This is a genomic window from Mycolicibacterium confluentis (genome assembly GCF_010729895.1).
GTDB lineage: Bacteria > Actinomycetota > Actinomycetes > Mycobacteriales > Mycobacteriaceae > Mycobacterium > Mycobacterium confluentis.
In genome coordinates this window covers 1,689,135-1,715,192 of record NZ_AP022612.1, presented here as the reverse complement: position 1 = coordinate 1,715,192, position 26,058 = coordinate 1,689,135, and the positions used below count along the sequence as shown (strand labels likewise).

The 26,058-nt window shown below is 61.7% G+C and carries 15 protein-coding genes; 3 read left to right on the top strand and 12 right to left on the bottom strand.

Annotated elements, in window-relative coordinates:
- Positions 1 to 90: 90 nt before the first annotated feature.
- The gene (locus G6N34_RS07920; RefSeq protein ID WP_085152410.1) at positions 91 to 1,236 is read right to left on the bottom strand and encodes a hypothetical protein; all 1,146 of its coding nucleotides are present in this window, start codon (positions 1,234 to 1,236) and stop codon (positions 91 to 93) included.
- 329 nt (positions 1,237 to 1,565) lie between these two features.
- On the opposite strand from G6N34_RS07920, the gene G6N34_RS27945 reads away from it, so the two are divergent.
- The 3 genes from G6N34_RS27945 to G6N34_RS07910 are packed head-to-tail and all read left to right on the top strand — an operon-like array spanning position 1,566 to position 3,004.
- Positions 1,566 to 2,078 (top strand): hypothetical protein, encoded by a 513-nt coding sequence (locus G6N34_RS27945; protein WP_234812924.1) that lies wholly within the window; start codon positions 1,566 to 1,568, stop codon positions 2,076 to 2,078.
- A gap of 1 nt (position 2,079) precedes the next feature.
- Positions 2,080 to 2,517 carry a hypothetical protein gene (locus tag G6N34_RS27940; RefSeq protein WP_234812923.1) on the top strand — a complete coding sequence of 146 codons (438 nt, stop codon included), beginning with the start codon at positions 2,080 to 2,082 and terminating at the stop codon, positions 2,515 to 2,517.
- A complete protein-coding gene (locus G6N34_RS07910; RefSeq protein WP_085152409.1) occupies positions 2,501 to 3,004 on the top strand; it encodes a hypothetical protein in 504 nt (167 codons plus the stop codon). The genes G6N34_RS27940 and G6N34_RS07910 overlap by 17 nt, the downstream gene beginning before the upstream one ends.
- An 83-nt stretch (positions 3,005 to 3,087) precedes the next feature.
- Here G6N34_RS07910 and G6N34_RS07905 read toward each other — a convergent pair whose 3' ends face one another.
- The 11 genes from G6N34_RS07905 to G6N34_RS07855 form a co-directional block, all read right to left on the bottom strand.
- Positions 3,088 to 4,893: a lipase family protein gene (locus G6N34_RS07905; RefSeq protein WP_085152408.1), complete on the bottom strand. Its 1,806-nt coding sequence runs from the start codon at positions 4,891 to 4,893 to the stop codon at positions 3,088 to 3,090.
- A 417-nt stretch (positions 4,894 to 5,310) separates the two neighbouring features.
- On the bottom strand, positions 5,311 to 5,679 hold the full coding sequence (locus tag G6N34_RS07900) for a hypothetical protein (protein ID WP_085152407.1): 369 nt from the start codon (positions 5,677 to 5,679) through the stop codon (positions 5,311 to 5,313).
- The gene (locus tag G6N34_RS07895) at positions 5,676 to 12,005 is read right to left on the bottom strand and encodes an anti-phage protein ProA (RefSeq protein WP_085152406.1); all 6,330 of its coding nucleotides are present in this window, start codon (positions 12,003 to 12,005) and stop codon (positions 5,676 to 5,678) included. The genes G6N34_RS07900 and G6N34_RS07895 overlap by 4 nt, the downstream gene beginning before the upstream one ends.
- Before the next feature lie 484 nt (positions 12,006 to 12,489).
- A complete protein-coding gene (locus G6N34_RS07890) occupies positions 12,490 to 12,846 on the bottom strand; it encodes a hypothetical protein (RefSeq protein ID WP_085152405.1) in 357 nt (118 codons plus the stop codon).
- 53 nt (positions 12,847 to 12,899) lie between these two features.
- The gene (brxL, locus tag G6N34_RS07885; protein ID WP_085152404.1) at positions 12,900 to 15,038 is read right to left on the bottom strand and encodes a BREX system Lon protease-like protein BrxL; all 2,139 of its coding nucleotides are present in this window, start codon (positions 15,036 to 15,038) and stop codon (positions 12,900 to 12,902) included.
- Positions 15,039 to 15,050: 12 nt separating this feature from the next.
- Positions 15,051 to 17,543, bottom strand: coding sequence for a BREX-1 system phosphatase PglZ type A (pglZ, locus tag G6N34_RS07880; RefSeq protein WP_085152403.1), 2,493 nt, complete (start codon positions 17,541 to 17,543; stop codon positions 15,051 to 15,053).
- Positions 17,536 to 21,054 carry a BREX-1 system adenine-specific DNA-methyltransferase PglX gene (gene pglX, locus G6N34_RS07875; RefSeq protein WP_085152402.1) on the bottom strand — a complete coding sequence of 1,173 codons (3,519 nt, stop codon included), beginning with the start codon at positions 21,052 to 21,054 and terminating at the stop codon, positions 17,536 to 17,538. The genes pglZ and pglX overlap by 8 nt, the downstream gene beginning before the upstream one ends.
- Entirely contained in the window at positions 21,054 to 24,524 is a 3,471-nt protein-coding gene (gene brxC, locus G6N34_RS07870; protein WP_085152401.1) for a BREX system P-loop protein BrxC, read from the bottom strand. The genes pglX and brxC overlap by 1 nt, the downstream gene beginning before the upstream one ends.
- A 4-nt stretch (positions 24,525 to 24,528) precedes the next feature.
- The gene (locus tag G6N34_RS07865) at positions 24,529 to 25,134 is read right to left on the bottom strand and encodes a DUF1788 domain-containing protein (RefSeq protein ID WP_085152400.1); all 606 of its coding nucleotides are present in this window, start codon (positions 25,132 to 25,134) and stop codon (positions 24,529 to 24,531) included.
- A 2-nt stretch (positions 25,135 to 25,136) separates the two neighbouring features.
- A complete protein-coding gene (locus G6N34_RS07860; protein WP_109788519.1) occupies positions 25,137 to 25,739 on the bottom strand; it encodes a DUF1819 family protein in 603 nt (200 codons plus the stop codon).
- Positions 25,740 to 25,809: 70 nt separating this feature from the next.
- Positions 25,810 to 26,010 (bottom strand): helix-turn-helix domain-containing protein, encoded by a 201-nt coding sequence (locus G6N34_RS07855; protein WP_073697997.1) that lies wholly within the window; start codon positions 26,008 to 26,010, stop codon positions 25,810 to 25,812.
- Between the last annotated feature and the right edge of the window lie 48 nt (positions 26,011 to 26,058).

Below are 26,058 nucleotides of genomic sequence, written 5' to 3'. Positions count from 1 at the left end.
GTCATTGCACTCACGGCGGCTGACGGGGTGCACAGCGCCGCAGGACGGGCAGCCGCCGACGATGTGGGCGCGGGGCTGGGCGGCCTGCCGCTAGACCGCATCGCCGAACTCCCAATTGTTCGCCTGCCTCAACACCTTCCGCCGGTAGCCCAACCTAAGCTCGTCGATGGCGGCGATTGCCTGTGAGGTGAATTCGTCGTGAATCCCGCTCTGCGCGTGGGCGTATGGAATGAACGCCCGCAACAGGTCCGGAACGTCCAGGGCAACCTCCAACGGAGTGAAGTCGCCGCCGTAGCGTATGCCGCCGAGCGCCTGTTCGACGCGCGCCGCGCTCCACCGCACGGGGTCACCCGACCCCGTCTCGAACAGTTCCCACAGCACCTCCCGGTGGTCGGAGGCGGTGAACGGCGCTGCGAGGCCGCTCGCGAAGAAGTCAGTGCACAACTCCTCAGCTGCCACCCACCCCATGGCCGGTGACCGGCGCGCACCGCCCTCGGGCAGCCGACTCACCACCCACTGCACCAAAGCCCGGTAGAGAGGCCATGTTTCGGTCTTCGGCGCGAACGTCGGCCGTGCGAGCGCCTCCTCGATCCACGCCCGTGCATCGGCAAGGTTCATCTCGACGACCTCGGTATCGGTACTGGTTTCGACGACCCGAGCAAGGGCCTCGTCGATCGGTTCTGGCACCACACCCGCGTCGGCGACACCGGACAACAGCAGGTGGTCGATCAGGACACTGACCGTCAGCTCGTGCCCACCACCGAGTCGCACACCGAGCACCAGTTCATCCACGTCACCAAGCACATGTGTTCTGCGCACCGCCCGGTACGCCTCGGCCTGCGGCAGAGCGCGGATCCAGCGGGGCAGATGGTCGCCGCGCTGCGCCACTTCGCGTCGGCATCGCAGCTGCGGCTCCGGATCGTCAGCCAGCAGTTCGGCGATCACGGCCAGCAGCGCCGTCGTCTCCCGACTTCGGGCACCGCACAAGGCGTTCAGGACATTGTCCAGAGACGGCGTCGCGCGACCGCTGGGGGTCGGCCATGGAAACCGTTCGGGGGTCGCGGCATCGATCAGAAGGCTGGCCGCACTGAGCAGGTCGGCGGGATGCTTCGCCAGCGCACTGCGTATGGCATCGGTGAGCGTCGGGTCAGCCAGACTCTCCTGATCGCGGCGTCGGGCCCGCCGCACGTCACGTCGGGCCTGCTTGGCCCGGTGTGCTCGTCGCTTGTCGTTCATGTGGCGGAGGCTACGCACGGGCACCGACAGCCGCGGCGCCGTTCAGAGCCCCCTGGTGGCCAGCGCTTTCATCGGAGCGGGGCGCCTACTCGGGGCCAGCTACGTCGGGTGAATAGCCGGATTCAGCGGCCGGTTCTAGACTCCGCCGCGTGGGGAGGCTGAACGTTTACGACGGATCCTTATCGGCACTGACGGCGCGTGGCGCAGTGCTGTCAGTGCGGCCGATCGGGCCGGTGCGGGTGTAGATGGGCCGGGGTGTGGGGGTGCCGAGCCTGTCGCAGGTCCTCGGCTGGGACACCGAACACCTCCGCCGTGGCGCGACCGACTGGGTGGCTGCCGCTGAGCGCTGGGAGGACGCCTTCACCAACGTTCATCGGGGCACCGTCTGCCCGGGCGGGACGGTCTGGGAGGGCCAAGCCGCCGAAGCCGGCCAGAACCGCGCCTTCGCTGACTTGGTGAAAGTCCGCCGTCTCGCCGACTCGTTGCAGGACGCCGCCGTGGTCGCCCGCCGTGGCGCTGACCAGCTTGACTACCTCAAACGCCACACCGTCGATGCCATCAACGCGGCTCGCAACGCCGGTTTCACCGTGGGTGAGAACCTTGCGGTGACCGACAGCAGCAGGGCCGGCGCATTTCGCATCGGTCATGCCCAACAACACGCGGCGACGATCGCCAGTCGCGCCTCGGCACTCATCGTCGCTGACAATGACATCGCCGCAAGGATCACCGCGACTGTCGCGCAACTGGCCGACCACAAGCTCGACGACTTCCCCAACGACCGAACCGTCCAAGCCGTGGATTACAAGACCGCGCCACCGCCATCCGTCTTACCCAGTAAATGATGTGATTGCCGAGGCGACCGACCTCGACGGAAACCACGTGATCATGCGCCGCGGCTACTACGACGCCGTCACCAGGCAGGGGTTTGGGTGGGATAAAGCCTATTGGCGCCATGGGGTGGTGAACCCGAATGTGTTCAAAGACCTCATCTCCCACAGTCAACCGATCAGCAATACCGGCGGAACACTGGTCTACGAGGTGCCAATTAACCGGGTACGCTGCACTTCCGGCCTCTTTGGACTGATCAGTTGCGATGACACCGGCGAGAGTCTCACGATGAGGATTGTCGCGAACACGAACGCAAGTCCGGAGATCCCCGGCGGTGGGCAGAAAGGATTGATCACGATGTATCCCATTGCGGGCGGGAGCGGAGTGGTGGAGATCGAACCGACTTGGACCTGGACGCCGCCATGGGTGAACAACAATGTCCCCATCAACTGAGCCCACCCAAGCAGAGCGCAAGCTCGCTGCCGATGTGCTGCAGAAGCTGCTGCGGCACATCGCAATTGAGAACGTGAAGAACGCGGAAAGTCGCCGTCCCGGCCACTACGTCTTTGAGGTGTCCCACGCCTGGACCGAGGGAGCGACCATGTACCTGTTGTACACGACCCCGCCCTCAGACATCACGTGGGGTTTGGTCCGCGACACCAGGAGGTCACTCATCGACCCGGGCCCGTGGAACGACACCGATGATCCTGCCCTCTACTACTACCTGCTCGATCTCGAGGAGGAGTGGCCCGGCCACATCGCCCTGCAGAAGGGCGACGATCCCGACACCATCCGGTGGTCGGGGTATCCACTCGAAGGTCTCCCAGAACGCGTGTCGGACATCGCCGAGCGGTACCGATATACGCCGCCCGCGACGGCTGAAACGGACACACGGCGAACAGCCCCGCCGGTCATCGAACCTCGACGGTACGCAGACTAAACTGTCACCTGATCGTGCAGCAGACCCTTCGTTCACCCAGCAGGTCCAAATGGCTGAATGAATACTCCGAACAACAGCCACCGCTACGGTGAGATGAGTGGCGCTTGCATTTCCAGCGCCCGTTTCTCATCATCACTGACTTCGGGTGGCGCTAGCCCTTTGTCCATCATGAAACCGAGTAGCGCTCTGACAGCTACCTGCGCAGCAGTCAGTTGGACGATCGTCGGCGCCTTGACATCGCTGAAAGCTTGGAGTCGGTTGAGAACCGCGGAGACCTGTCCCTCGTAGTCGGTGAGCTGAAACCAGACCGTAGTGTCGAACGGGAGATCAAGTTTCTTTCGCGCATACTCGGCCGCAATACGCATCAGTAGCTTTTCAAAGTTGTTCACTGAAGCCGCTGGGCCACCGCCACCCGCCACGGCGGCAGCCGCGGCGGCCGCACCCACGCCGGCGAGGCCTCCGAGCATCGCCAAACCACCGACCATCCCACCGGGACCGAATGCAGCCAGTCCCCCCACAATCGCTGCGGCCCCAAACACACCCGCGGGGGCCGCGACGGCGAGTCCCACTGGCCCTGCCGCGATCAGTGCCACGCCAGCCGCTGCGGTAAGGACCCGACCAAGTGGAAAACCACCCTTGCCGGCGACGCACTCACCAACCTCCTTGATCGCCTCGGCCACCCTGTCGCCGACGCTGCGGGTGAGACCGAGTTCGACGGCGATGTCGTTGAGAGCCTTTCGTTGCGCCTCTTCAGGGTCGACCTCATACGGAGCAACACAGTTGATTAGTGCCAGCACGACCATTTCGCCGACGGCTTCGTGGAGCTCCCATCGATGCGGAAGGCGCGGCAGCTTGCCGTTGACCAGATCGGCCATCTGTGGTGCTAGATGTTGGCCCGCAGCGGCGTTCTGCTCCAGCTGGGCTGCGAGGTCTTCACGCAGGATACGAAGCGCTGCTCGGAACCTTGTCGCCCGCTCGTCGTCCTTGATGTTGCGCGCTACAGCCTCCGCGAAATGCTGAAGCAACAGTGTGGCGGCGTCGGCGTCACTTAATCGCACGGCAATGTCAGAAGTCGTGCGAGCTAACTCTTTGGAGGGGTACAGCGAGTGGGCGGCGAGCTTTGCCACAGCGGGATCACCTAGATACAGGTCTGCCCCGTGCCCGCTGACATTAGTCAACGTGAAGTCCTGCGCGCCAGGAAATGTGCTGGCCAGACCGCGACCGCCGGTCACGATGTCTCGGGCGTTGAGGAAGTTCGACCAGTCGTCGACTCGGCCATAGGGGAACTTCTTCAGCAAACGGTCGCGGCCTTCATGCACCGCACGGATCGCCGCTGGACTACCTATCGTAATGAACCGGCGGACGTGCAAGTCAGTAGCCAGATGATCAAGTAGATCGATGGCGACAACCGAGCCGAGACTGTGCGCAATGAGCATGACGTCGCCGTGGGTCGGGATGTAGTCAAGGATGCGACTTAGCACATTGGCCCGAACCTTTTCTTCGCGGACGTAACGCCGAACTTGGACGAGATTGGCGACCGACACATGATCAACGATGAACCCCGGTGCCGCAGCCCACACGGGATCTGGCAGCAGATTGAAGCCGAATGCGCGCACGCCGTCTTCTAATTGAAGGGACCGCTGCACGCGCGCCTGGCGACGTTCGAAATCGCTGCGCGAGCTCCGATCATCTTTAACCTTATAGGTGACCGGCGGCATCTTGACGTCTTCTAGGCCTTCTCCTTTGAGCAACTCGCTATAGCGCGGTGTGATCACTTGATCACGGTCGACGATCGGATGTCCCGCTTGTTCTAGACCGCGGTTCAGCCCATCCAGCCACCTATAGTCCGGGTCTCCATCACCGATACCGTGCAGGAAGACGATCTTCACAAACCCTCCAAATTCTCGTGACGCTTACGCTGTCGGCGTCAGACTTGGCCGAAAGCCTGCTTGCTGCACTGAACTAAATCGCCGCTACCTGGATGTTCCTGTAGGTGAAGTGTTGTTCGCGCGTGGTTTCGGAACGCACCATCGATATGACGCAGCACAGGATTGGAGGTCTCCTTGTCGTGGCTTCCACCGCAACGCCCGGTCTACTAACAGCGGCTCGAAATTCAAAACGCCGCTCAGCAAAGACATGGTGGACGTGACGAAGCAATGCATTCTCTGCCGCCTGGTTCCGATCGACCTCGGAGGCTTCCCCCACCGCTATATCCCAGCCACTAGTGACCGCACCTACAGGAGTTAGCGCAAATGGAAGTGGTGACAGGTCCATTAACTCTCCTATGCTGCGGCTAGTGAACTCTGTCATTCAGACAGTCCCTGTAGCTCGAGAATCGTGGGCTTAGTCGACCGAATCCGAACCTCCGGAAGCTTCGCCAACAGCGCACACACGAACGCCGACCGCTTGACGTTCAGCTCGTTGAGCAGGTCCTGCTGAGCCAACTCCCCCTTGTCGCACAATCGCTCCCATGCCACGGCGATCATCCATGCCGGCACCAACTGCGGCCCCGATCCCAGTCCCATCGAGCGTTCGGTTTCCACCCACACGCCTTTGCGGTCCACCCCGGCAACCCTGTTGAGGTTCTTGGTCGACAGCGTGAGGATCGCCGTGCCAGGGCCGACCACGTCCGCAATCCGGTCGAAGAGTTCGTCCTCGAATTCGGCTGCGCTCATGCCGATCCGAGGGTCACGATCCCGGATGGGGATTGCCGGAGCACGCCGACGGCAAGCGCACGTTCGAGCGCTTCGTCCAGCCGGGCACCGATGTCCTTCGTGATGCGGATGCCACCGAAGAGCGCCAACGCGTCACGCTTAAGATCATCGACGGCACTACCGCCGGCCTGTTCGGCCACCACACGCATCGCGTTGCCGATCTCGACCAGGCTGATCTCGCCCAGCGGGCGGCCCTCCCCTCGCTTCGAGGTCCGAACCGTCTGCCAGGAAGCAGGTTCCACACCGGTGGGCCAGTAGAAGTCGCGATCGTCGCCCCGCAGGTATTCGGCTGGGACCACGCGCTGAATCGCTGTCCGCCGCGCCTCACTGACCTTGCCCAAGCTGAATGCACCGGCCACCAACTTGGCCAGCCGATCCCGGTGCACCGGTCCCTCGGCGCCGATGATCGACTCGACGATCTTCACCACATGCGCCCGGTTGTAGTTGGTGTGAATCTCATCGAGCACGCTGATGCTGCCGATCACCACCGGATTCCACGGACTGAAGTCGGTGAGGTTGGCGTGGCGCCGCGGCAGCGTGGGCGTCGACGCCGCGGGGGCCGACCGGAATGCGAGGGTCTCCTCCATCACCGGTTGCACCACCGGTGATGGAGGAACCGGGACCTCCGCGGCTGGCGGTTCCAACCTTCGTTGTTTGGCTGCGGCCACCGATTCCCGCAGCCGCGCGACGGTCGCGTCGCGATCCCCCAGCCATTCGGGCAGCCACACCCGTTCCACCCCAGGCCAATGCAGCAGCTTGGAGAGCACTTCGACCGGAAGGCCATCGCGGTCGGCGACGGTCCGCCGTCCGAACCATTCCGGGCCGTCCAGCAGCACCGCCACCAACGGGTGATCGGGTTCCTGCGGATCGGCGATCACCAGGTCGACACGGAAATCCGACAGCCCGATGTCCGCCTTCACGTCGAACCCTTCGGCCCGCAGCGCCGCGGCGATGTCGTCGCGGTGCCGGTCGATCACCGCATTGCGGCGACCACCCTGGGTGATGGTGTCCACACCGCGGTGTGCCAGATCCAGGTAGGCGCGCAGATGCTTCGTGCCGACCTGCGTGGTTTCCTCGGCGCGCAGATCCGCGGGGTCGAAGCTGGCGTACAGCACCACCTCACGGCGCGCGCGGGTGATCGCCACGTTCAGGCGACGCTCGCCACCCGGCCTGGACAGCGGACCGAAGTTCAGCGGCACCACGCCCTTGTCGTTCTTGCTGAATGCCACCGAGAACAGGATGGTGTCGCGCTCGTCGCCCTGGACGTTCTCCAGGTTCTTGACGAACAGACCGTCCGGCTCGTCGAGGGCCTGCAGCAGCCGGTCATCACCGGCATCGCGCAACAGATTCTCGATGAAGTCGCGCTGTTGCGCGTTGAAGGTGATCACCCCGATGGACGGCGCGACCTCGGGTGACGCGTCGAAGCGGGCGCGGATGTCGGCGACGATGCGCTCGGCCTCCACCCGATTGGTCCGCAGTGTCTTTCCCCGACCGGATCGTTCGAACTGTCCGTCGACCCGGATCAGCGAGATGCCGTGCCCCGATGCGGGAGCCAGCGGCGCCGGGAAGGACGCCAGCCGGCCGTTGTAGTAGTGGATGTTGCTGAACGCGATCAACGCCTCGTCCTGGCTGCGGTAGTGCCAGGACAACCATTGCTGGGGCACCAGCGACTGCACGCATTCGCTGAGGATCGATTCTTCATCGGCCACCACCTCGGGGTTGGCGTCCTCCTCACCGTCGTCCACGCCCGCGCTGGCCTCGGCAAAGCTGGTCGGCGGCATCTGCTTGCTGTCACCCACCACCACAACCGATTTGGCCCGCCCCATCGCGCCGATGGCGTCGGCGACGCGAATCTGGGACGCCTCGTCGAACACTACGATGTCGAAGATGTCGGCGTGCGCCGGGAAGAACCGGGCCACCGAATCCGGGCTCATCAGCATGCACGGCAGGATCTGCGTGATCAGCTCCCCGAAGTTCTCCATCAACGCGCGCACGCTCATGCCGCCGCGTTTCTTGTCCAACTGCCGCTTCAACAGGCCGATCTGGCCGCTCTCGGTGAAGGCGTCGAAGGTCCGCCCCTCCAGCAGCCGGGCCGGGATCGATCGGCACAGTTCGTCGCGGATCGCCGATGCGCTGGTGGTGAACCGCTCAATCGCCTTGCCGTGCGCGGTGACATCGAAGTCGGTCAATCCGCTGGCCTCTAGGCGTTCGGCCACGGACGCGACCGCGACACCGCGGTCGAACGCCAGGCTGGCGTCCTCGGCCACGATCCGGCCGGCCAGGATGTCGCGGCGCGCCTCGCCCATCTCGGCGCGCAGCAGGGGGTCGATGTGCTGCAGCAGGGCGACCCACCGTTCGATGGTCACCGCCGACTCGATCCGGCGGGTGCCGCGGGTCGCCCACCACCGTCGGATGAACGATCCGTCACCGGCCCAGACGCGTTGGGTTGCGGCGCTGTCGGTGATCTCGGTGAGCTGGCGCCATCCCGTCGCCAGCGCCTGCAGGGTGGCTGCGCACGTTCCGGCGGCGGTGTCGCTGTAGAACTTTCGCAGGTCGGCGATGTGCGGGTCGGCGGGGTTGGCGGACAGTGTCTGGCCGAGGCGGCGTAGCGCCGCCAACGCCTGCGCCAGGTGCGCCGCGTCGGCGTCCACGAACGGGTTCCACGGCCGGTCGAACAGCACGGCGGGCAGCGCGGCGGCCCGCTGCCGCAGATCCGCGACCACGGCGTGGCTGGTCTGCAGGTCCGCGGTCAGTGCCGACAGGGTCTTGAGTTTGACCTCGGCCGGGTCGACGGCGAGGACGTCGGTGAACTGGGCCAGCACCGCGCGGCGGCGCTTCTTGCGGCCGAACATCCCCGACTCGTCGGCCGCGACGGCCGCCGCGTGAATGGCCGGGATGTCGAGGTCCATGGCCGCCGGCGTCACGGTCGCCAGCCACCCCGGCTTCTGCTGCAGGCCCGCGAGGACCTGTTCGATCCCGACGATGTAGGTCTGCCACTCGGCGGTGTGCAAGGCATCGACCGCCGACAACGGGTAACGCGGTTCCCCGGCCAGCCGCGCCCAACCGTCTACGGCTTCCGGGGTGTGGCACCGGCCGAGGACGTCGGCGGTGATACCGAAGCCGTGCAGCTCGGCGAGGGCGGTGTCGAAAGCGACCGCGGCGGCGTGGATCCGTGCGGGATCCAGACCGCTCGGCGGGACCGCATCGATGAAGGCCCACGGGTGATCCGGGCTCGGGCGGGCGTCGTCGAACTTCTCCGGCAGGGTGCGCAGAACCTGCGCCACCGCGTCGAAAAGGGCCGGGTCGGCGCTGGTGATCAGGCTGCGCGGCACCACCAGCGGCGCGATGTCCTGATCGGCGGCCAGCTCGAAGGACCTTGCGGTGTACAGGGATTGGCCGACGGCGTTGACCTCGTGCAGCCGGTCGGCGTAGCGGGCCAGGCTGTGCCGGCTGGACTCGGCGACCTGCAGCTTGGTGCGCAGCAGATCCGCGTCGTGGCTCATCCGCAGTTCCAGCGCATGTTTGATCTGAGCGCGCACGGCGGCCGGACGCGCGGACTTGTCGTGGATGTCCAGCGACAGGTCCCCCAGACCGACACCTTCCAGCCGCTTCTTCACCACGTCCAACGCCGCGCGCTTCTCGGCGACGAACAGGACCCGGCGTCCGCTGGCCATGGCGTGGGCCAGCAGGTTGGTGATGGTCTGCGACTTACCGGTTCCCGGCGGGCCCTCCAGGACGAAGGTCCGCCCGCCGACGGCGTCGGCGACGGCCCGCAACTGGGACGCATCGGCGGGCACCGGCACCGCGGTGCTCAGCTCGTTGAGGTCGGTGTGGGGTAGCTCGGTGACCGGGTCGACATACGGGTTCTGCGGGCTCTCCAGCAGGTGGCGCACCAAGCTGTTGCCGGACAGCGCCTTCCAAGATTCGTCGAGGTCCTTCCACAGCGGGAACTTGGCGAACTGCAGGATCGACAGGTGCACACTGTCTTCGACCAGGAAGGGCAGCTTGGCCTCGGCGACGGCGCGACGAACCGCGTCGAAGGTGGCCACCAGGTCGATACCGGAGGCGTCCTCATCAGGCTGTGCCAGCCCCGGTATCTCCAACCCGAGTGCGGTGCGCAGCTTCTCGATGAGGCAGTAGTTCGGTGTCGAGGCGCCGGTGTCGTCGATGGTGAGCAGATAGCGTTCACCGCGGTTGGTAGTGGTCAGCGACACCGGGACCAGCACCAGGGGTGAGCGCAGCGGCCGGTCGTTCAGGTGCCAGCTGAGCATCCCGAACGCCAGGTAAAGGTTGTTGGCGCCGGTTTCCTCCCGGATGGTCTTCGCCTTGTTCGCAAGGTATCTCAGCTTGTTCTTGTAGGACGCTGCGGTGATGTCGATGTAAGCACTGTGTTTGTCGGCGAGCAGCAGCTCGCGTTCGGCCTCGGGCAGGTCGCGGCCGAACCGCATCCCGCGGGCGACATCGACGTTCTGCACTTCGTCGGAACCGAGCAGGTTGACCCGCGCGCCGGCGTTGACGGCGTCTTCGAAGCGGCCGAGCGCCGGGCCGGGAACTTCGAGGCGGTAGCCGGCGCGGTCCGTGTAGTTGATCAGCTTGTTGCGCAGGCTCAGATCCAGAAGCGCGTTCTTCCACTGGCGGACCCGCGCCGGCACGACCTCGGCCGTGGCCGCCGGCTTCGACTCGGTGGCCTCGTACGGTTGGAACACCGGTCCGTCGCCGGGCTTGTACTCGGAGATGACGACGTTACCGTCGGCGTCGGTGCTGCGGCTGGGCAGCGGGAAGATGCGAGACCGCCGCGCCTGTCGCACATCGGTGATGCCGAGGATGTTGGTCAGGTCCTCGGCGAGGTGCTGGATGCGCGGTGCGCGCCGGGCGTCGTCGAAGGTCGCGTCGGGCACCGACTGCGTCACGAGGGTGGTTTCGATGAGCCCGATGCTCTTGAGGTCGACCTGGTTGACCACCTCGGCGGGTTCGGTGGTCGACACGGAGGCCAGCGCACCGTCGATGCGCCAGTAGCCGAGGAATGCGTGCTCGCGCAGCAGCCAGATGGTCGAGTTGATGCCGCACTGTTCCAGTACCGCGGCCAGCGCCAGCGTGGTGTCCAGGCAGGTGCCGAGGCGGCCGTCGAACACCTCGGCGGGCGTGCGGACCTTCTGCCCGATGTCACCCCAACTGGCGGGCGGCTCGGCGTAGCGGATGTCGCGGGCCTTCACCGCGTCGAAGACCGCGCGGACGATGGCGTCGACGCGTTCCGGGTTCTCGCTCTGGTAGCCATCGATCGAGGAGTTGCCGGTCGCCGCGCCGAGCCGGTCGGAGACCTCGACCAGCAGCGGGGCGATGGCGGCGGCGTTGGGCTGGATGTAGGCGGCCAGGATCTCCAGGGCAAGTTGCGGCGGGGTGGCCTTCCACTGGTTGGCCGCCAGGATGGTGACCTCCTTGGCGGCCTCGGCGAGGACCTCGCCGGCGCTGTCGCGCAGCACGACGCGGATGTCGCCGGGACGGGCTTCGTCGACGCGCCACATCGAGGCCGGGTCGAGTTTGAGGTCGACGGTCTGCAGCGTGGTCGGCTGATGCGCCAACAGGTCGAGATGGATCTCGGCGGGGCCGCCGTGCGAGCCCTCGGCGCTGACGACGTCGACTTCGAGGACGGCGCCCTGGCGGTCGCCTCCGGTGTTGTCGACGGTGATGTGGTCGATGACCGGGATGCGGCAGTGCGCCATCGCGTAACTGAGGTCGGCGATCGCGGAGATGTCGATGCGCGGGGCGTCGGCGGGCGGCACGGGTTTCGGTGCCGGAGTCGTGGCGGGTGCGGGCCGCGCGGGCGCCGGCTGCGGTGCCGGCGCGGCCGCGCTCGGGGCGACCGCGGCCTTGAGGTGGTGGACTCGTTCGGCGACGTCGGCGGCGCCGACGGCCCGTAGTAGGAGTTCGGCGGAGTCGACGGCCCGGTAGGTTTCGGCGTCGGTGAACTCACCGGTGTGTGCCCACTTGTTGCGGACCTCGCGCAGCTCTTTGGCGTAGATCTCGGCTTGCCGCGGCATCGCGCGGTTGAACGGGTAGCCGAGGTCGCCGAGCCGCTCGGTCATGGCGCGCAGCATGAGAGCAATGTCGCCGTTCCGGTACTCGCCGCCGCCTCGGCCGTTTTGCGCATCTTTTGCTCGCAGCAGCTCGGACCAGTCGGTGCCGGGCGGAACGGCGCGGTTGAGCACCTGCGACACGAACGGGGACAGGCCGGCAGCCAGCGTCGTCAGCGTCTGACCGATGAGTTGATGACGGTCCACGTTGTTCACTTTTCACACCTCGGCATTCGGGGCGGCTTGCGGATTCTGGACAGGTGGCGTCTTTCCGGACGGCCGGCGCGGACCCCGCGCGACAACGTCAGACATACCGCCGCGGACCCCCATGAATATCTTCGCGCACGCCAATTTGCTGTGTTTCGTACTGGCGAAGATTAGCGCAGCTAGGGTTTGGGCGGGCGTCAATCTAGGGCAGTCGGTCATCCAGGAATCCCATCCGTCAGGTCGTGTGCGGCGGAGGCGAGCCGACCAGGATGACAGAGGGCACCGACAGAACGCGTCCCTGCTCACGGATTGCCTCGCCGAAACGGGTTTGTCGGAATCCCCCGCTGTAGTTTGCGACTACATGAGACATTCCTCAACGCAGCGCCAAATCGAGGATCTCGCCGGGCTTCGCAGGTTCGCCCTTGGAAGCTACCCCCCGGTCTCCGACTGAGCATGAGCCGGAAATCGTCAATGGATCAAGCGCAGCATGCGGCTACTCGATCGCATTGCCTGCGAACTGAACACCCTCGGAGAATCTGATCTCGCTATCTGCAGGAGCAAAAGCGTAGTAGTCAATGCCGTTCCAGTCGGTGTCCACGACAAGTAGGACTGCTCCATCGATATCCAGGCTCTGGGCGACTTCATCGACTTCCACATTGTCAATGAACCTCGTGAATTCGCTCGGAAAGCGCGGGCTGACGTAGGACCATTCGGAGACGTCCCCGCAATAGACGAACAATAGTGTGGGGTCTTCGTGGTTTACGCCTTCATCATCCAACCCGGCCGGGATTCCACTGAAGGGAGAATGGATCTGATCGAGGTATCTGAATTCGACTGCCGGCAGCGCCATTTGGCGTCCTTTCACGGGTTAGAAAGCAATTACGGATACATGCGTGGTTTAAGTCATGAGCCAGGCTCCCGGATGTAGGTTACTCCGAAGGCGACGACCTGCCTGAACTCCTGACGGCGGGAGCCGATGTCGAACTGGCTGCCCGAGCCTTTCTGGAAGATGTCGAGACCTCGGCCGAGGAGGATCTTCCAGCCGTTGTCTGCTCGTATAGATCTGTCGTGGATAGACTCGTCCCACTGGACATTGAACTTTATTCCGACCGAGGCAGCGCCATCTTGAATGGTCTTGAGCATCAACAGCTGTTGCTGCTGGTACTCAGGTTTGTCCTCCTTGGTCACCAGCATGACGGCGATCTCGTCGGCGGGGTCCTTTGCGGAAGCCAGCACGGCAAGAAGGTCGACGAGGTTGCGGCCCTGGTGCGGCGCGCGAATGTAGGGGTCGACGATGGTGATATCTGTGGCCCCGCGAAGATAAGGCAGCAGCAGATTTTCGTAAGAGACGCCACGCTGGTGCTCCTGGAACTCTCGATGCCCCTCGAACAGTGGCTCGGGTTTCGGGGGTTCATTAATGATCGGAGCGACGGCAGGCATGCGTTCCTCACCGTCCGAGGAACCGCCCGATTCATCGTCCGTTCGCTGGCGCTGGTGGTAGTAATCCGGGTATTCGTCCTCTTCTAGCGTTGTGACAGAACGCCATTCGTCGTCCTTGTTGAGATAACCGAATTTGACGTCAGCCATGGTGGAATCGATGCGGAGGATCTGATCTTTGACACGTTTGCGACCCTCGACAGCGAACCGCAGGATCTCCTCGACCTCGTCGGTAGTCGCCTCGCCATGTGGGTGAAGGATCTTCATCAGACCGGAGAACGTTTTGTGGATGCCGTCTCGATCGCGTGTCGAGATATCGGAGCCGAGTGTGAAGTGCTGCTGGTAGCGGTCGGAGAAGTCCGAGTCACGCATGGACTTGAGTACTTCGGCGATGTAGTCGACGACGAAACCATATCCCTCGGAGAACATCTCACCCCGGATGGTGTCGACCTCCCATCCGGGGATATAGAAGTGCAGGCGGTCGAGGTAAGCCGAGTCGTGGTAGCTCTCGGGGAGTTCATCGAAGAGATCCGAGTGCTTGAGCATGTAGGGCACATTGTGGGATGTGTTGCCCACGAACACCATGGACGCTTCGGCACCCAGAGTTTCGACACCACGGGAGAACGATTTGTTGGCCATGTAGTTCTTCATGATGTCAACGAGCGCCTTGTCGGTGCGCTTCTTCTTGCCGGCGAACTCGTCGAATGCCACCACATCCCAGTAACCAACCAGCCCGAGACGTCCGTTTGAGTTATTCACGAACAGCTTAGCGACGGTGATCTCTCCACCGGAAATCAGCATGCCGTGCGGCGAGAACTCAGAGAAGATGTGCGACTTGCCTGTGCCCTTGGGACCCAACTCGACGAGGTTGTAGTTGCGCTCGACGAATGGGATAAGCCGCACGAGTTGGATGAGTTTTGCGCGCCGACCGAACAGTTCCGGGTTGAACCCGATCGACTGGATCAGCAGATCGATCCACTCGTCGGTCGTGAACTTGCGTCGCGAGGCGACGTAACCGTCGAAGTCAAAGTTGGAGAGCTGGATTGGTTTGATGGAGCCCAGGATCCACGGGACCACGCGGGCGTTGTCACTGTGCTGGTATTCGATATCGCAGATGCACCAGACGCCGCCGACCAGCAGCTTGGGGTGGGCCTTAATGATCGCCGGCGCGACGATCACCTGCTTGATGCCGAGGTTTGCAAATTCGGCCTCGTAGGTGTCGTCCTTTTCGTTGAGCTGGACCTGGACCTTGTCGATGACGCGGTAACGGCCTTTTTCGCGGATGTGCGACTTCACGAGTTCAGCTTGATTGCGGTGGACGTAGTGGTCGGCGAGAATCGTGCGGACACTCTCGATGCCTGACTGAATGGTCGCCTCGTCGTCGGAAGCAGCGTATTGGCCTAGCAGGTACTCCAACACGAATGACGGCACGATGGCGTTGCCTTTGACGGCCTTCACAAGGTCCTTGCGCACGACCGCGCCGCCGAAGACATCGTTGATCTTCTGGTCGAGCGCTGACTTCTCCGGAGGGGCGGTAGAGGGCCCGCCGGTCAAGCCATCCGAGTGGTCGTCATCCGCTACGGCTAGGTCTGTCTGCTCGGTCATAGTCGTCACCCGCTAGAAGTCGAAGTCCGTCATGAACGAACGCTTGATGGTGTAGTTGGCTTTCGAAAACGTCTTCCATTGGTTTGTGTTGGGGATGCGGTCTTCAAGCCGCAGTTCCACGGCGCGGTTGTTGACACCGTCAGCGTCCTGCGTGAGGTACAGCGTTACCGACTGGTACCGCTCGCGTTGGTCACCGGAGGAACTGTCAAAGGTCAGTACCGGCTGGTCCGAGATCGGCGTCTCTCCTACGTAGATGCCGAGCCGGACCTGGCGTGGCTGGATTTTGTCAGTCACCGCGTCGCGCTGAAGCAGCTTGACCGCGAGCTGGCCAGTCGTTATCTTGTCGGTCTCGGGCATGAGGTCGACCTCGACTGGCCGAATATCGCTCTTGCGCTTCTTGTTTACGGCGATGACTGGCACGACAATCTCCTGCAGCGACGCGCCACCGTGGACGTATCGAATACCAGCGCCGGGTTGAGGGATTCGGTGAATCGACTTGGGGATCTGGATGTCAATGTCGCCGACCAGCCCAGCCTGAGCTGAAGTGAAGGTCATGAACGAAGGCGAGGGTTTCAGAGACCTGCCCAGTACATACCGCCGATTGGTCTTGGTGATGGCCTCCCCTTGCGGCGGCTCCGAAACGTAGTACGCCTGTTCCAGCGGAGTGTCCTGGTAGAGGAACCCGTGATCTGCGGTGATCACGATGTTTGCGGCATTGGCGTTCGTCCACTTCTTCACGAGCAGCACCAATTCGCGCAGGGTGTCCTCAGCCGCCTGGAACACCGTGCGTTCAGTGGCGGCTTTATCGCCGGCCGCGTCGATGCGATCGTGGTAGACGTAGAAGATTTGGTGCTGCTTATAGAGGTCACGCAGTTCATCACCGGGCATTGCCAGCACGTCTGCAGCTGAGATGGCATGGCCTTTTACCGCTTGTAATATCTTGTCGCGGTTTGCAGTTCCGTTTGTGGGCTTCCCGTCCGCCAGTACCGGCAGTCCCTCTGGGTCCAGCTCTAGCGCCGACTGAGGCAGCAATGCGGCCATGCCGAGCTGGGTGTAGCTGGGGAGCACTCCGAGCACCGCCGACAGCGAGCCATCGAATCGATCCTCACTGCGGATCAGGGAAGTCAGTTCGTGAGCGACCTCATAACGCATACCGTCCGAGATGATGACGACCGCTTTGGTGCGGCCGTCTTTGACGATGGGAGCAACGTGATTGTCGAAGAACTTGCTCTGGGGCGCAAGGGAAATGGACTTCCACTGGTCCGTCGGCTCCAGCGCCTGCTGCCACAATCCGCCGAAGTTATGGAGGAACTTGTTGACATACTGCTTGTCCACCTCCGCCTTCAGGGCTTCGAGGGGCTTCTGGAATTCTGCGGTTTGGTAGGCAAATGTGAACCAGCGGTAATGCTGGTCAATTCGGAACCAATCGGACTGGTACTTCTGCAGGCCGGCGTCCATCGATGAGATCGTGTTGGGCAAGGCAGCAATGGCTGCGAGGAGCTCGGAGGCGCTTTGGGTCGCCTCGTACAACTTGGCGTACTTGTCTTTCCAGAGGCTGTCTTGGCGCTGCCGCACCGTTTCGGCTACCTCTCGGGGTGTTACCGACTGAGCTACGACTGCGGCCGCGAGATCGACGATGATCTTGCGATCGATTTCCTCGAAGGTCGTGACTGGGACTAGTTCTCGGAAGTCGCGGTGCTCGATCTTTGACTTCAAGTCAAGTGCGTCGGCCGCCCGGGAGGCGAGCGTCGCCATCATGCCCTGGGTGCGAATGTCGTAGCGCAGGCCGTTGAAGTCATTCCGAATGTTTCGGAACTCGGCGGGTGTTTCTGATGCGAAGTCTTCGATCGCCCGGCTGTACATCCACAGCACGAAATCGTCGATGGTTGGGTTGGTGCCGGAGTACCTATAAATCTTGGCCAGACCGTCCCAAAGGAACTGGTCGAGTCCGAATGTCGCGAGGTCGTCGAGTTTGGCCCGTTTGTTTACGGCGTTCTCGGCGAGGAGTTCGCGAATGATGTCGGTCAGCGTGTGTCCTGAGGACTTCACGAGAACCTGGGACATCTTGGCGCGCATCTTGGCAGCGTCGTCGCCTGAGGCAAGTAGCTTTGCCAGTGCGAGCTTCCGAGAGTTGGCGCCGAAGAAATTCTGGTGTTGCTCGATGACCGCAGCTAGCGCGGGATCGTTAACCCCGAATTCCTGTTGGAGCATGGATGTCTTGTCTGCGGTGAAGACTCCGTAGGCCAACTCAAGGTCCAATAGCCAGTTGCCCGCGCCCCGTGGTGTCTCACCTGAGCGATAGACGAGATGCTTGGTGGCGTGATCGGCGAGAATCATGCTCTTTACGCCAAATTCGTTGCTGTGCACTCGAATAACGTTCACGGCGCCGAGTTCGAGCGCTTCAACGTCTGCGTCGTACTCGCCGGAAGGGTCGTGCCAGAACACGACTCGCTGCGCGGCCAGTCGGTTGTTGATGGCGTCCTTGACCGAGTTCAGCTCAGTCACCCGAAGACTCCAACCCGGTGATCTTCCTGAGAGCTCCGCCGAGCTTTGGGTAGTTCACCTTCACACCGTCGTCGAGGTCGAGGACAACGTTCTCGGATGCCTTCGGGTAGAGCGTGTCGTGCTCGTACTCGTTCAGTTCGACGAGAATCTTGCGCAGTCGGTCTGCTTCCTTGGCGTTACCGGCGCGCTCCGCCTGTTGAAGGCTCGATTCAAGCTTGGTCACGTACTCGCGCAGGTACGCCAGCACTGTTGAGGCGGTGGACGGCGTGTAGCGGTGTAGGTAGATCAGCGCGTTGAACGATCCCTTGGGGCTTGAGAACAGCCAATAGATCGGACGCTTCTTGTACCTCTGAACATGATCGTCATAGAACTTTGACTTTCCAGCCTTCGTGATGAAGTACTCGCGAAGGTTCCTTACGCTGAGAGACTCCGTAACGAAGCGCAGGTTCTCCTCGAAATATTTGTCGCCGAACGTAACTCGGAGAAACTGGCGGAACCGTCCGACTATGTCGTCCTCGAACCAATCGCCATCCACGATCGGGATGACGTTGTCTTGGTCGGGGGCGAAGGTTGGACGGGGGACCTTGTCAAGGTAGCCCTGCAGGGTTGCGGTCTGGCCAGCGAGGACCAAACCCGGCTCGTCGAGACTATAGCGCCCGAACATGCAGCCAACTGCGTAGGATACGAAGTCGGTAACAAGCTGTGTTCGAGCAGCCTTCTCACGATCGTCTGATGACGAGAGGGCGCGATACATGAACTGCGGGTTGCAGAACAGCGAGACCTCAGCGCTGGAGACGTCGGTGGCTACTGCGTCCTTGACGCCATATTTTCCTGCGAAGTATTCGTTGTTCGCTATCTCTAGTTCACGAAGTTCCCTCGCTCGTTCGCTACCTTCACGCATGGTTCGCGTGCAAGCTTCTCTAAGGGAATCAGCGCCCACGCTGACAAGCACAGACCCAGTAAACTGCCACGATTCCTCGCGCGAGTTCCAGTCCGCCTGCGCGATCTCGATGCACCTCTCAGCGCGCTCGACTACGCATTCATCATCAGCGATTTCAAATGGGAGCCTCGCAACTGGGCCCTCGTGGAAGTCCAGAGTTGGTGAGCTCAGCCCGAGGAAGTAGTCGGCCGCGGTGCTGTTCGCGTAGGCAATAACATTCCGGATCAACTCGTCGCTATCTGCGAAGCAAGTTGAACCCTTGGTCTCTGAGATGAAGCCGGTCGGACTCCATCGCATTGCAAATGAGCTCCCCGAGATGGTCGACCATGTCCCGCCCGCACGAAAGTAGAACTGCATGTTCTTGGCTGTCCTGGTGGGTGACCCGTAAAGGTCTGTCGCCAAAGCTAGGATCTCGGAACCGTCCGACTCCCAGTTGACGACTAGATCGTGATTGCCAAACCAGCGCCGGAAGGGTCCACCCTTCTGGCACGGGAACCAGCGCTTGCCAGACGCGAGTGCAGTCGGCCGGTCAGGCATGTCGAACCCAATCCGCGAGAGCGGCGGCTCCCACCATTGGCGTAGGAAGCGATTGTTGTCATTGGTCTGGAGTCCCGCTCGGGGCATCGCAACGTCTCCAAGCTGACCCATATCGACAATCGTCTGCACCGCGCCATCCGAAACCCAATAGGCAAGCGGACTACTGGGGATCGACTTGAGGGTGGATGGTCTGACGCGGAAGCGCGTGGAGCAGTCTGGTGAAGCGACTGCGTCGCGAAGCAGTGCGCTCTTTTCCGTTTCGTTCCGACCGTCGGTCAGTCGGACGTAGATCCCGGCGTGGGCGTCGTCACGCGTCTCGGAGAGGACGAAGGCAGCAGTAGAGACAACCGCCCCTCCAATGCTGTCGAATGCGCCCACCCCAAGGTGCGCGAAGGTCTCGATCTTGGACGCTCCAAGAACAGCACTCCGCAACTTCTCATAGGATGAAAGGAACGCCCACGCTTGCATCGTGATCATCCCGACTAGTCCGCGCCGGACGACTATGGCAAGCGCACGCTCGATGAACATCGCAAATAGATCTGCTTTGCTCGCCGGATAGTGCACCTTGGCGAACGCAGAAAGCGACGGATTCATGTTTCCACCACCCATGTATGGCGGATTGGCCACTACCACGGAGTAACGCGGCGCGAGGAACCCAGCCTGTCGGATGGCTCGGCCGGCCCGCTCGATCGCATCAGCCTTGTAAAGGTCGCCACCATCGTCAAGCGTCTCTAGGTGACGCGCAAGACGCGGAATCAGAGCCGGATCTGGCATGATCAGCGATCCAAATGTGTCAGCCTCGGCAAACTGATTCCAGAATGCTTCTTCCGCGAGCCGGTCCCCATCGCTGGTGACTAGGTAGTCAAGCTCGTCTGGCCCGAACGAAATCGGTTCGAGCACGCATACATTCGGCTCGAGCGCGTTCTTAAGGAAAAGCTTGCGCTTCGCTACGGCCTTCATGGTCAACGCGAATGCCGCGAGCGCCCCAGCACGAGGGTCGATCTCTGTGCCGTAGAGGTTGTTGGCGAGGATCAGACCGGGGATTACGGACGGAGCGTAACCCTCCTCCTCATAGATCGCGTAGAGCAGGTCGAAGGCGTAGGTCAGCATGTGGCCCGAGCCGCAGGCTGGGTCTATCACTGTCAATTCCTCAGGTTTGGCGATCTTGAGGAAGTCGGTTTCCTCATCCACCGGGGCGATGTAATAGTCCATATGATCGACGAGTCCAGACGTCGGCCGGTTGAGCATCCAGAGCCGACCGAGCGAGTTCTCGACGAGGTAGCGGACGATCCAGTGCGGAGTGAAAAGCTGTGTAGCGGCGGGTATTTCGTCCGCGCCAGCCTTCCTGTTCTTCTTGAATCCGGCGAAGACTTCGTCTTTGCGCTCCGAAATGTAGAACTGGTAGAGCCAGCCGATGACCTCGACGTCCTTGCATGCGTCCTCGGTCAGAACCTCAACCGAATGATTGAGCACCGAGTCGCCGGCCAACAAGTTGGCTGGGATAAGCAACTCGGTGAAATCACCCTGGCGCTCAAACATGAAGGGCATCGCCTTGTGCCAGAACTGGCAATAGGCCGCGAGGAGCAGCGAGTAGGCCTCCGACTGGGCGTCCACCCCCGGGCGTGGCTGCCGAGTCCCATTGAGTAAGCCTGCGATGGCGGCCATGTTGTGATCGTTGGAGACGACCTCTTTGTCGATCTGTTCACGTTTGGCGGCAGCGAGCACCTCGGGTTGGCCGACTTGATCGGCTGCTGGAGACACCACACCGATGCCGGTGTATCCGTTGGCGTCCATGAATCTCAGGGCAATGATGCGGTTGAACCAGGTGTAGGCGACTTTGTCTGCCACGTGCGCCTTGCCTTCGTCGCCGCCTCCGCCAGCGGCGACTGCTTTCTCCAGACTGGCTACAGTCGTGGGACTTTCGACTCGATCGGGCGATCCTGGGCTGAGGACGGACGTGATTCGTGCGGTGACTTCGCGGATCAGCTCGGTACGGGCTGCCGTCGCGAAGGCCTTGAGTGGTGCGGTTTCCATCAGTTCGCGATCCGGTTCTCTTTGATTGCCTGCACAAGAGCGACCCTCAGTGCGGCGAGGTAGGCGTCAACGTCAGACTCGGTTTCGATAATGGCGGGGCCTGCCGGCGCCTTGATGCTGGCGACGGCGACCGTTGGCTTTTGGGGCTTGCCGCCGGTGTCGGCGGATTTGGTGAGTTGGTCGATCAGTCCCGGATAGGTGGTGGATTCGAACTGGCTACCCGCTTGGTGAACGACGGCGATGAGATTCTGGCTGTCGAGCGTCGACAGAAGCGTATTCACTGTGTCGACTGCCGCGGTTTGGGCGTCTGCCGATGCGGCCTTAAAAAAGTGTTCCTGCAGCAGACTTTCAAGCTTGGTCTCGACAGCACTTTTTACCGCCGTGCGAGCACCAGTTACTTGGTCGTCAAGCAGGCTTTTGAGGGCGTCCGTTGCTGCCTTGAGTTGGTTCATTTTGTTGCCACGGAAGGCATTCGGGTCTGCGAGTAGCGTCTTGACATTGTCGGCGCTACCTTCTGGAAGGAAGTCGAGGTTGCCCGCATTGGCAGTAAGCAGTCCGACTGCTTCGTCGAAGATCTTGGCCTGCTGCCCTTTGAGGAAGGCCTTGATGGGATCGATTGTGTCCACCTTGGCCTCGATGAGTTCGTCGGCCGTGTTGAATTCGGCAAGGTACCAGTCGACGGGCTTGCCGGTGACTTGATCTAGAAGCGCTACGACTGCAGCGAGTTGTCTGACGAACGGGTACCGGCTGGCGCTGACGAGTGCGTTAAGTTCCTCACGTTTGGCTGCGAGCTTGTCCTTGCCGAACCGAGCGAGTTCCGCGGGGTCGCTTGGCACCGCGCCCTCGTCGAAGAATTCCGTGCAGAACTTCTTGAACGCTGCCACTTTGGTTGCGTCGTAGGCCTTTTGCGGAGCGGCGACCGTGTGTTGCTGCTTGGCGGTGTTTCTTATCAGGGCGGCCACTTCGGTACGCACCACCGGGGTGGCATCGATGCTGAGGGCTATCTTTCCGGTGCCGACCAGCCAGCCCAGCACGACTTCGATCGAGCCGAGGTTCCAGCCGTATGGCTTTGACTCGAAGCGGCCGACGATTTTCTTGACTGTTACCTGTTCGCCAAGGTTGGTCTGGGAGATGATCCACGACTCCATCTCGGCTCCGGGCGAGGTCAATGTCGACAAGTTCTCGACACCGAACAAGCCCTGGTCATTCTGAACAGCCCCAGCCACCTGCTGCTCTGAGAAGGCTTTACCGCCGAGAAGGCCCAGGCTTGTGTATGTGCGGCTGACGAGATCCTGGAACCCGTCAGACACGCGCGCCAGGGCCTCCTGAGCGCTGGAAGTGACTTCGGAGGCATTGATGATCATCTGCGCGTCACCGACCGCCTGCCGCAGCCTCTCGATGAGTTCCTTCTCTCGGTCGGCGTTGACCAACTGCTTAGATTGGAGGATGGCCAGCATCGACGGCGTGGCTCCGGAGTTTGTGCGCTGCTTGGTGTACTTCTCGGTCTTCACAAAGAGCCGCAGGTCGGCGAGCAACCGCTTGTCGCGGCCGAGGAAGACACGGAGCTCATCTTTGCCCGCGCTTTGCATTTTGATTTCGTCGTCGGTGTAGCTCGTCTCTGGGGTGATGAAGTGGACGGTCAGCTCTCGCTGGTTGCCTTGGACGATGTCATCGAGCTTGTATCCGAAGGTGAAGTCCTGGCCGTTCTTCGCGTACTTCATCTTGTTGGACTTGAGGATGTCGGACGAGAGGTACTTGAAGAGCTTGTTGGAGATCTCGGACGAGTCGATATCGACGCCCTTGATCTCCTTCTCAATTTCCTGCTCCTCGTTCGTTAGGTACTCGTAGATGTTGCCGTTGCGCTGAACGTAAGACTGCGTCTCCAGCAGGTTGAGCGCTTGCTGCACCATGTCGCCCAACGATTTGAGGTCCAGCCCGAAGCGGTCGTAGACGAGCACGGTGAGATTGCGCGGTGTGGCTTTGAAGGTGTCGACGTATTTGACCAGGAACAGTGCCTTGAGCAAGCGGTTCGCGAGAATCGTCACGTCGGAGGTGGGATCGGGAAGGTGCTTCTCCGCCTGCAGGATGGCACTTTGGGCGGCGGATTTCAGGGCTGCGCTGATCCCCGCGAACATCTGGTCAAAGGTAGCCAGGTATCCCACCTGTTGGCCGCCAATAAGTTTGGCAACGTCCTGGACGACTCCCAGCATCGACCGCTCGCCGACCGAGCTGTTCCTTCCCTCAAGCATGTTGTGATCGGACAGGCCTTCGAGGGCGGCCTGGAACATCGGGATCTGATATGTCACGAAGGGATAGGTGCTGACAAAGCGATTCTCGTCGACGTAATTGCGGTAAGTCTTTGCGCCGTCGACAAAGTCGAAGATTGTCTTGAAGTTCGCGGAGTCCTTAGCGTAGATCGCCTTGACTTCGGCAGCACCCGCGTCGTTCTTCTCCAACAGGCGCTTGCTAATGACTTCTTCGACGTCCTGACTCGTGAGCTTCACCTTGGTGCTAAATCGGGCCTGGATCTTGGAGAAGTCGTGGCCCTGCTCTCTGGTTCGGTCGCCGACGACTTTATCCATGTCTTCCTGGGACGTAACAAAGACCCACGACTGGCCCTTGCATTTTGTGTTGAGGGACTCAGCAATGGTCTGCAGGTTGAGCTTAAGCTTACCGTCGTCAGCGATGAACTGACCGACCTCATCGATGAAGAAGTTGAGACGGTAACCGGGCTCCTGCAAGTCAATCCATGCCTTTACAGAAGTGGCGAAGTCTTCAATCGACACGGCATACGACTTTTGGTACTGCTCGATGATTCCGGGGTTCGCCCCGCCGTTGATCTCGGCGAAGGCCGTGTCGATGTGGTGGGCTTCAAGGAACGTCTGTTCGCGGCCCTGCGCCCAGTCGATGCCGGCATGCTTCTGGAAGGTTGTTTTAAACGCCTCGTATTGGCCGCGCTTGTCGAGGTCTTCCTCAAAGCGAGCGATGGCACCGTCGTTGCCGAAGTAGCCGCGGCTCTCGTCAAAAACTTTGACGAAGACCTTGAGCAGCGCGTCTGTCTGGTCCTTGGCGATCAGCGTCGCCTTCTGGTCGATGTTGAATAGCAGGCTCTTCGCCGGAATCGTTGCGGCCTTCTTAAGCGAAGCGGTCAGCATCGCGTCGTCGGTCTTGTTAAGGAAGCTGTCACTGACCTTTCTTCGCGGGAAAGCTTGTCCCTCCACATCTCCGAGTAGATGCGCAAGCATCTTCAGAAGATGAGACTTACCTGAACCGAAGAAGCCTGAGATCCATACACCGTTGGCGTTGGTGTAGTTCGTGTATTCCTCAAGCAGCGGACCCACACCCTTGGCGGCGTCGTTGGTGAAGACGTACTCCTCGACCTCCACGCCGAGGTGATCGACGTCGTCGGCCTTGACCACGCCCTCGATCGAGCGGTTGACGTCCTTGAGGAAAATTTCATTGAGTTTCATCGAGTCATGCTTCCTGGTCGAGGATGCGCTTGGCGCGGTAGAAGGAGTCGTCCTTGAGTTGGCCAAACAGAACGAGCGCCGAACCCTGAGTGGCCGACACGTCGTACTTGCCAGGGAAGAACATCAGCATCGGCCGGTCAGAGACGACGGTCTGCAAGTTGTTGAGCACGGTGTGCGAGCGCACGAACGGAAAGACCTCTCCAACCCCGGTGAGGAACAAGATGTGGAATGTCTCGCTGTTGATGCGTGCTTTGATGGCCGGCGCAAGGTGCATCTGGGGGTCGAGCATGTTCTGGAGCATCTTGAGGAAGTCGGGCTTGTCCATTGATTCCTCGGCCGCGAGGACGCGATCCCAGACGTTGCGTTCCTTCAGAAGTTCGACGCAGAGGTCATAAAGGTTGATCTCGAAAACCTTTATGCCCTCTTCGGTTTCGAGCTTGGTCTTGATGCGCTTCTTCGCCTGCGCGACGTCAAGAGCCCAGGTTGGGTCGTAGTCATAGATGAAGTGGGCGACCTCATTGCCGAGGCCCTGCATCTTGAGGAAGCGCTGGCTCTTGAGAACCTCGAAGAGGTGCTCCTCGTGCTGCGCCAGGGTGACCCGGTTTGACATTGTCACAACGCCGTCTTCGTCGGAAAAAATCGGACATCGCTGGGGGTGCGGCGGTTGAGGCAGCCGGCGACGCGCGCCGAAAGCGACGTTGGTTCGATCAAGTCCTGCTTGGTTAGCAGACCCGCATCAACCATCATCTTGAACACCACCTGCCGGATCTTCTTGAACGAGGTGTCCGTGATCGTGTTTAGTTCGTCGTGCCATATGGCCTTACTGCGGTAGAAGGAGTCGAACTCCTCATAGGTCACCGTGCCCGCCAGGGTGAGGAACCGTTCACGCAACACTTCTTCGGCGAACTCCCCAATCAGGTCGTACTGCCGGCACGCTGCAGCCCACATCAGGTGGCCGCGCTCGGTAGATGTTCCGTCTGCGATGATCTGGAGCTCGGCGTCGGTGAGCACTTGCAGCCGCGGTATGAGCGCACCCAGCGTGCGGGTGTTTGATCGCTCCACACGGGCCTGAAGTAGATTTTCGTCTTTGATCCGTGCGCGGGTCGTGGCCCAATCACGTTCGCCAAGGTAGATCGGTACAGCGATGAGGGCTTCTTGGGTCAGCAGCGAACCGCTGGTGAACGAAAGTGCGTATCGCTGAGTCGCTGTCATCATCGGCTCCCCCTCCCGGCTAGTGGCAAGTCGATCAAAATAACTCGACCGACCGACAAGATCTGAAAGCTGCTTAGGCTGGGGACTTCGCTTCGCCTGTCGTCTCGGCACCACCGCTTCGGACCCACTCATCGACCTCGCTCGCCTGAAATTTCCAGAGACGGCCGACCTTGTGCGCAGGCATCGCCTTATCGGCAATCCACGCGTAGACCGTGTCCTTCGTAACACCGAGGTGGGCGGAGATATCGTCAGCCGACAACCAGGGCTCAGACATAACGATGAGGACCTCCGCTTCTTGGCGAGCCGGATATGACCGGGTTTG

Coding starts and splice junctions, on each gene's coding strand:
- G6N34_RS07920 (WP_085152410.1), bottom strand. CDS start 1,236: ATGAACGACAAGCGACGAGCACACCGGGCCAAGCAGGCCCGACGTGAC.
- G6N34_RS07910 (WP_085152409.1), top strand. CDS start 2,501: ATGTCCCCATCAACTGAGCCCACCCAAGCAGAGCGCAAGCTCGCTGCC.
- G6N34_RS07900 (WP_085152407.1), bottom strand. CDS start 5,679: ATGAGCGCAGCCGAATTCGAGGACGAACTCTTCGACCGGATTGCGGAC.
- G6N34_RS07890 (WP_085152405.1), bottom strand. CDS start 12,846: ATGGCGCTGCCGGCAGTCGAATTCAGATACCTCGATCAGATCCATTCT.
- brxL (WP_085152404.1), bottom strand. CDS start 15,038: ATGACCGAGCAGACAGACCTAGCCGTAGCGGATGACGACCACTCGGAT.
- pglX (WP_085152402.1), bottom strand. CDS start 21,054: ATGGAAACCGCACCACTCAAGGCCTTCGCGACGGCAGCCCGTACCGAG.
- brxC (WP_085152401.1), bottom strand. CDS start 24,524: ATGAAACTCAATGAAATTTTCCTCAAGGACGTCAACCGCTCGATCGAG.
- G6N34_RS07865 (WP_085152400.1), bottom strand. CDS start 25,134: ATGTCAAACCGGGTCACCCTGGCGCAGCACGAGGAGCACCTCTTCGAG.
- G6N34_RS07860 (WP_109788519.1), bottom strand. CDS start 25,739: ATGATGACAGCGACTCAGCGATACGCACTTTCGTTCACCAGCGGTTCG.
- G6N34_RS07855 (WP_073697997.1), bottom strand. CDS start 26,010: ATGTCTGAGCCCTGGTTGTCGGCTGACGATATCTCCGCCCACCTCGGT.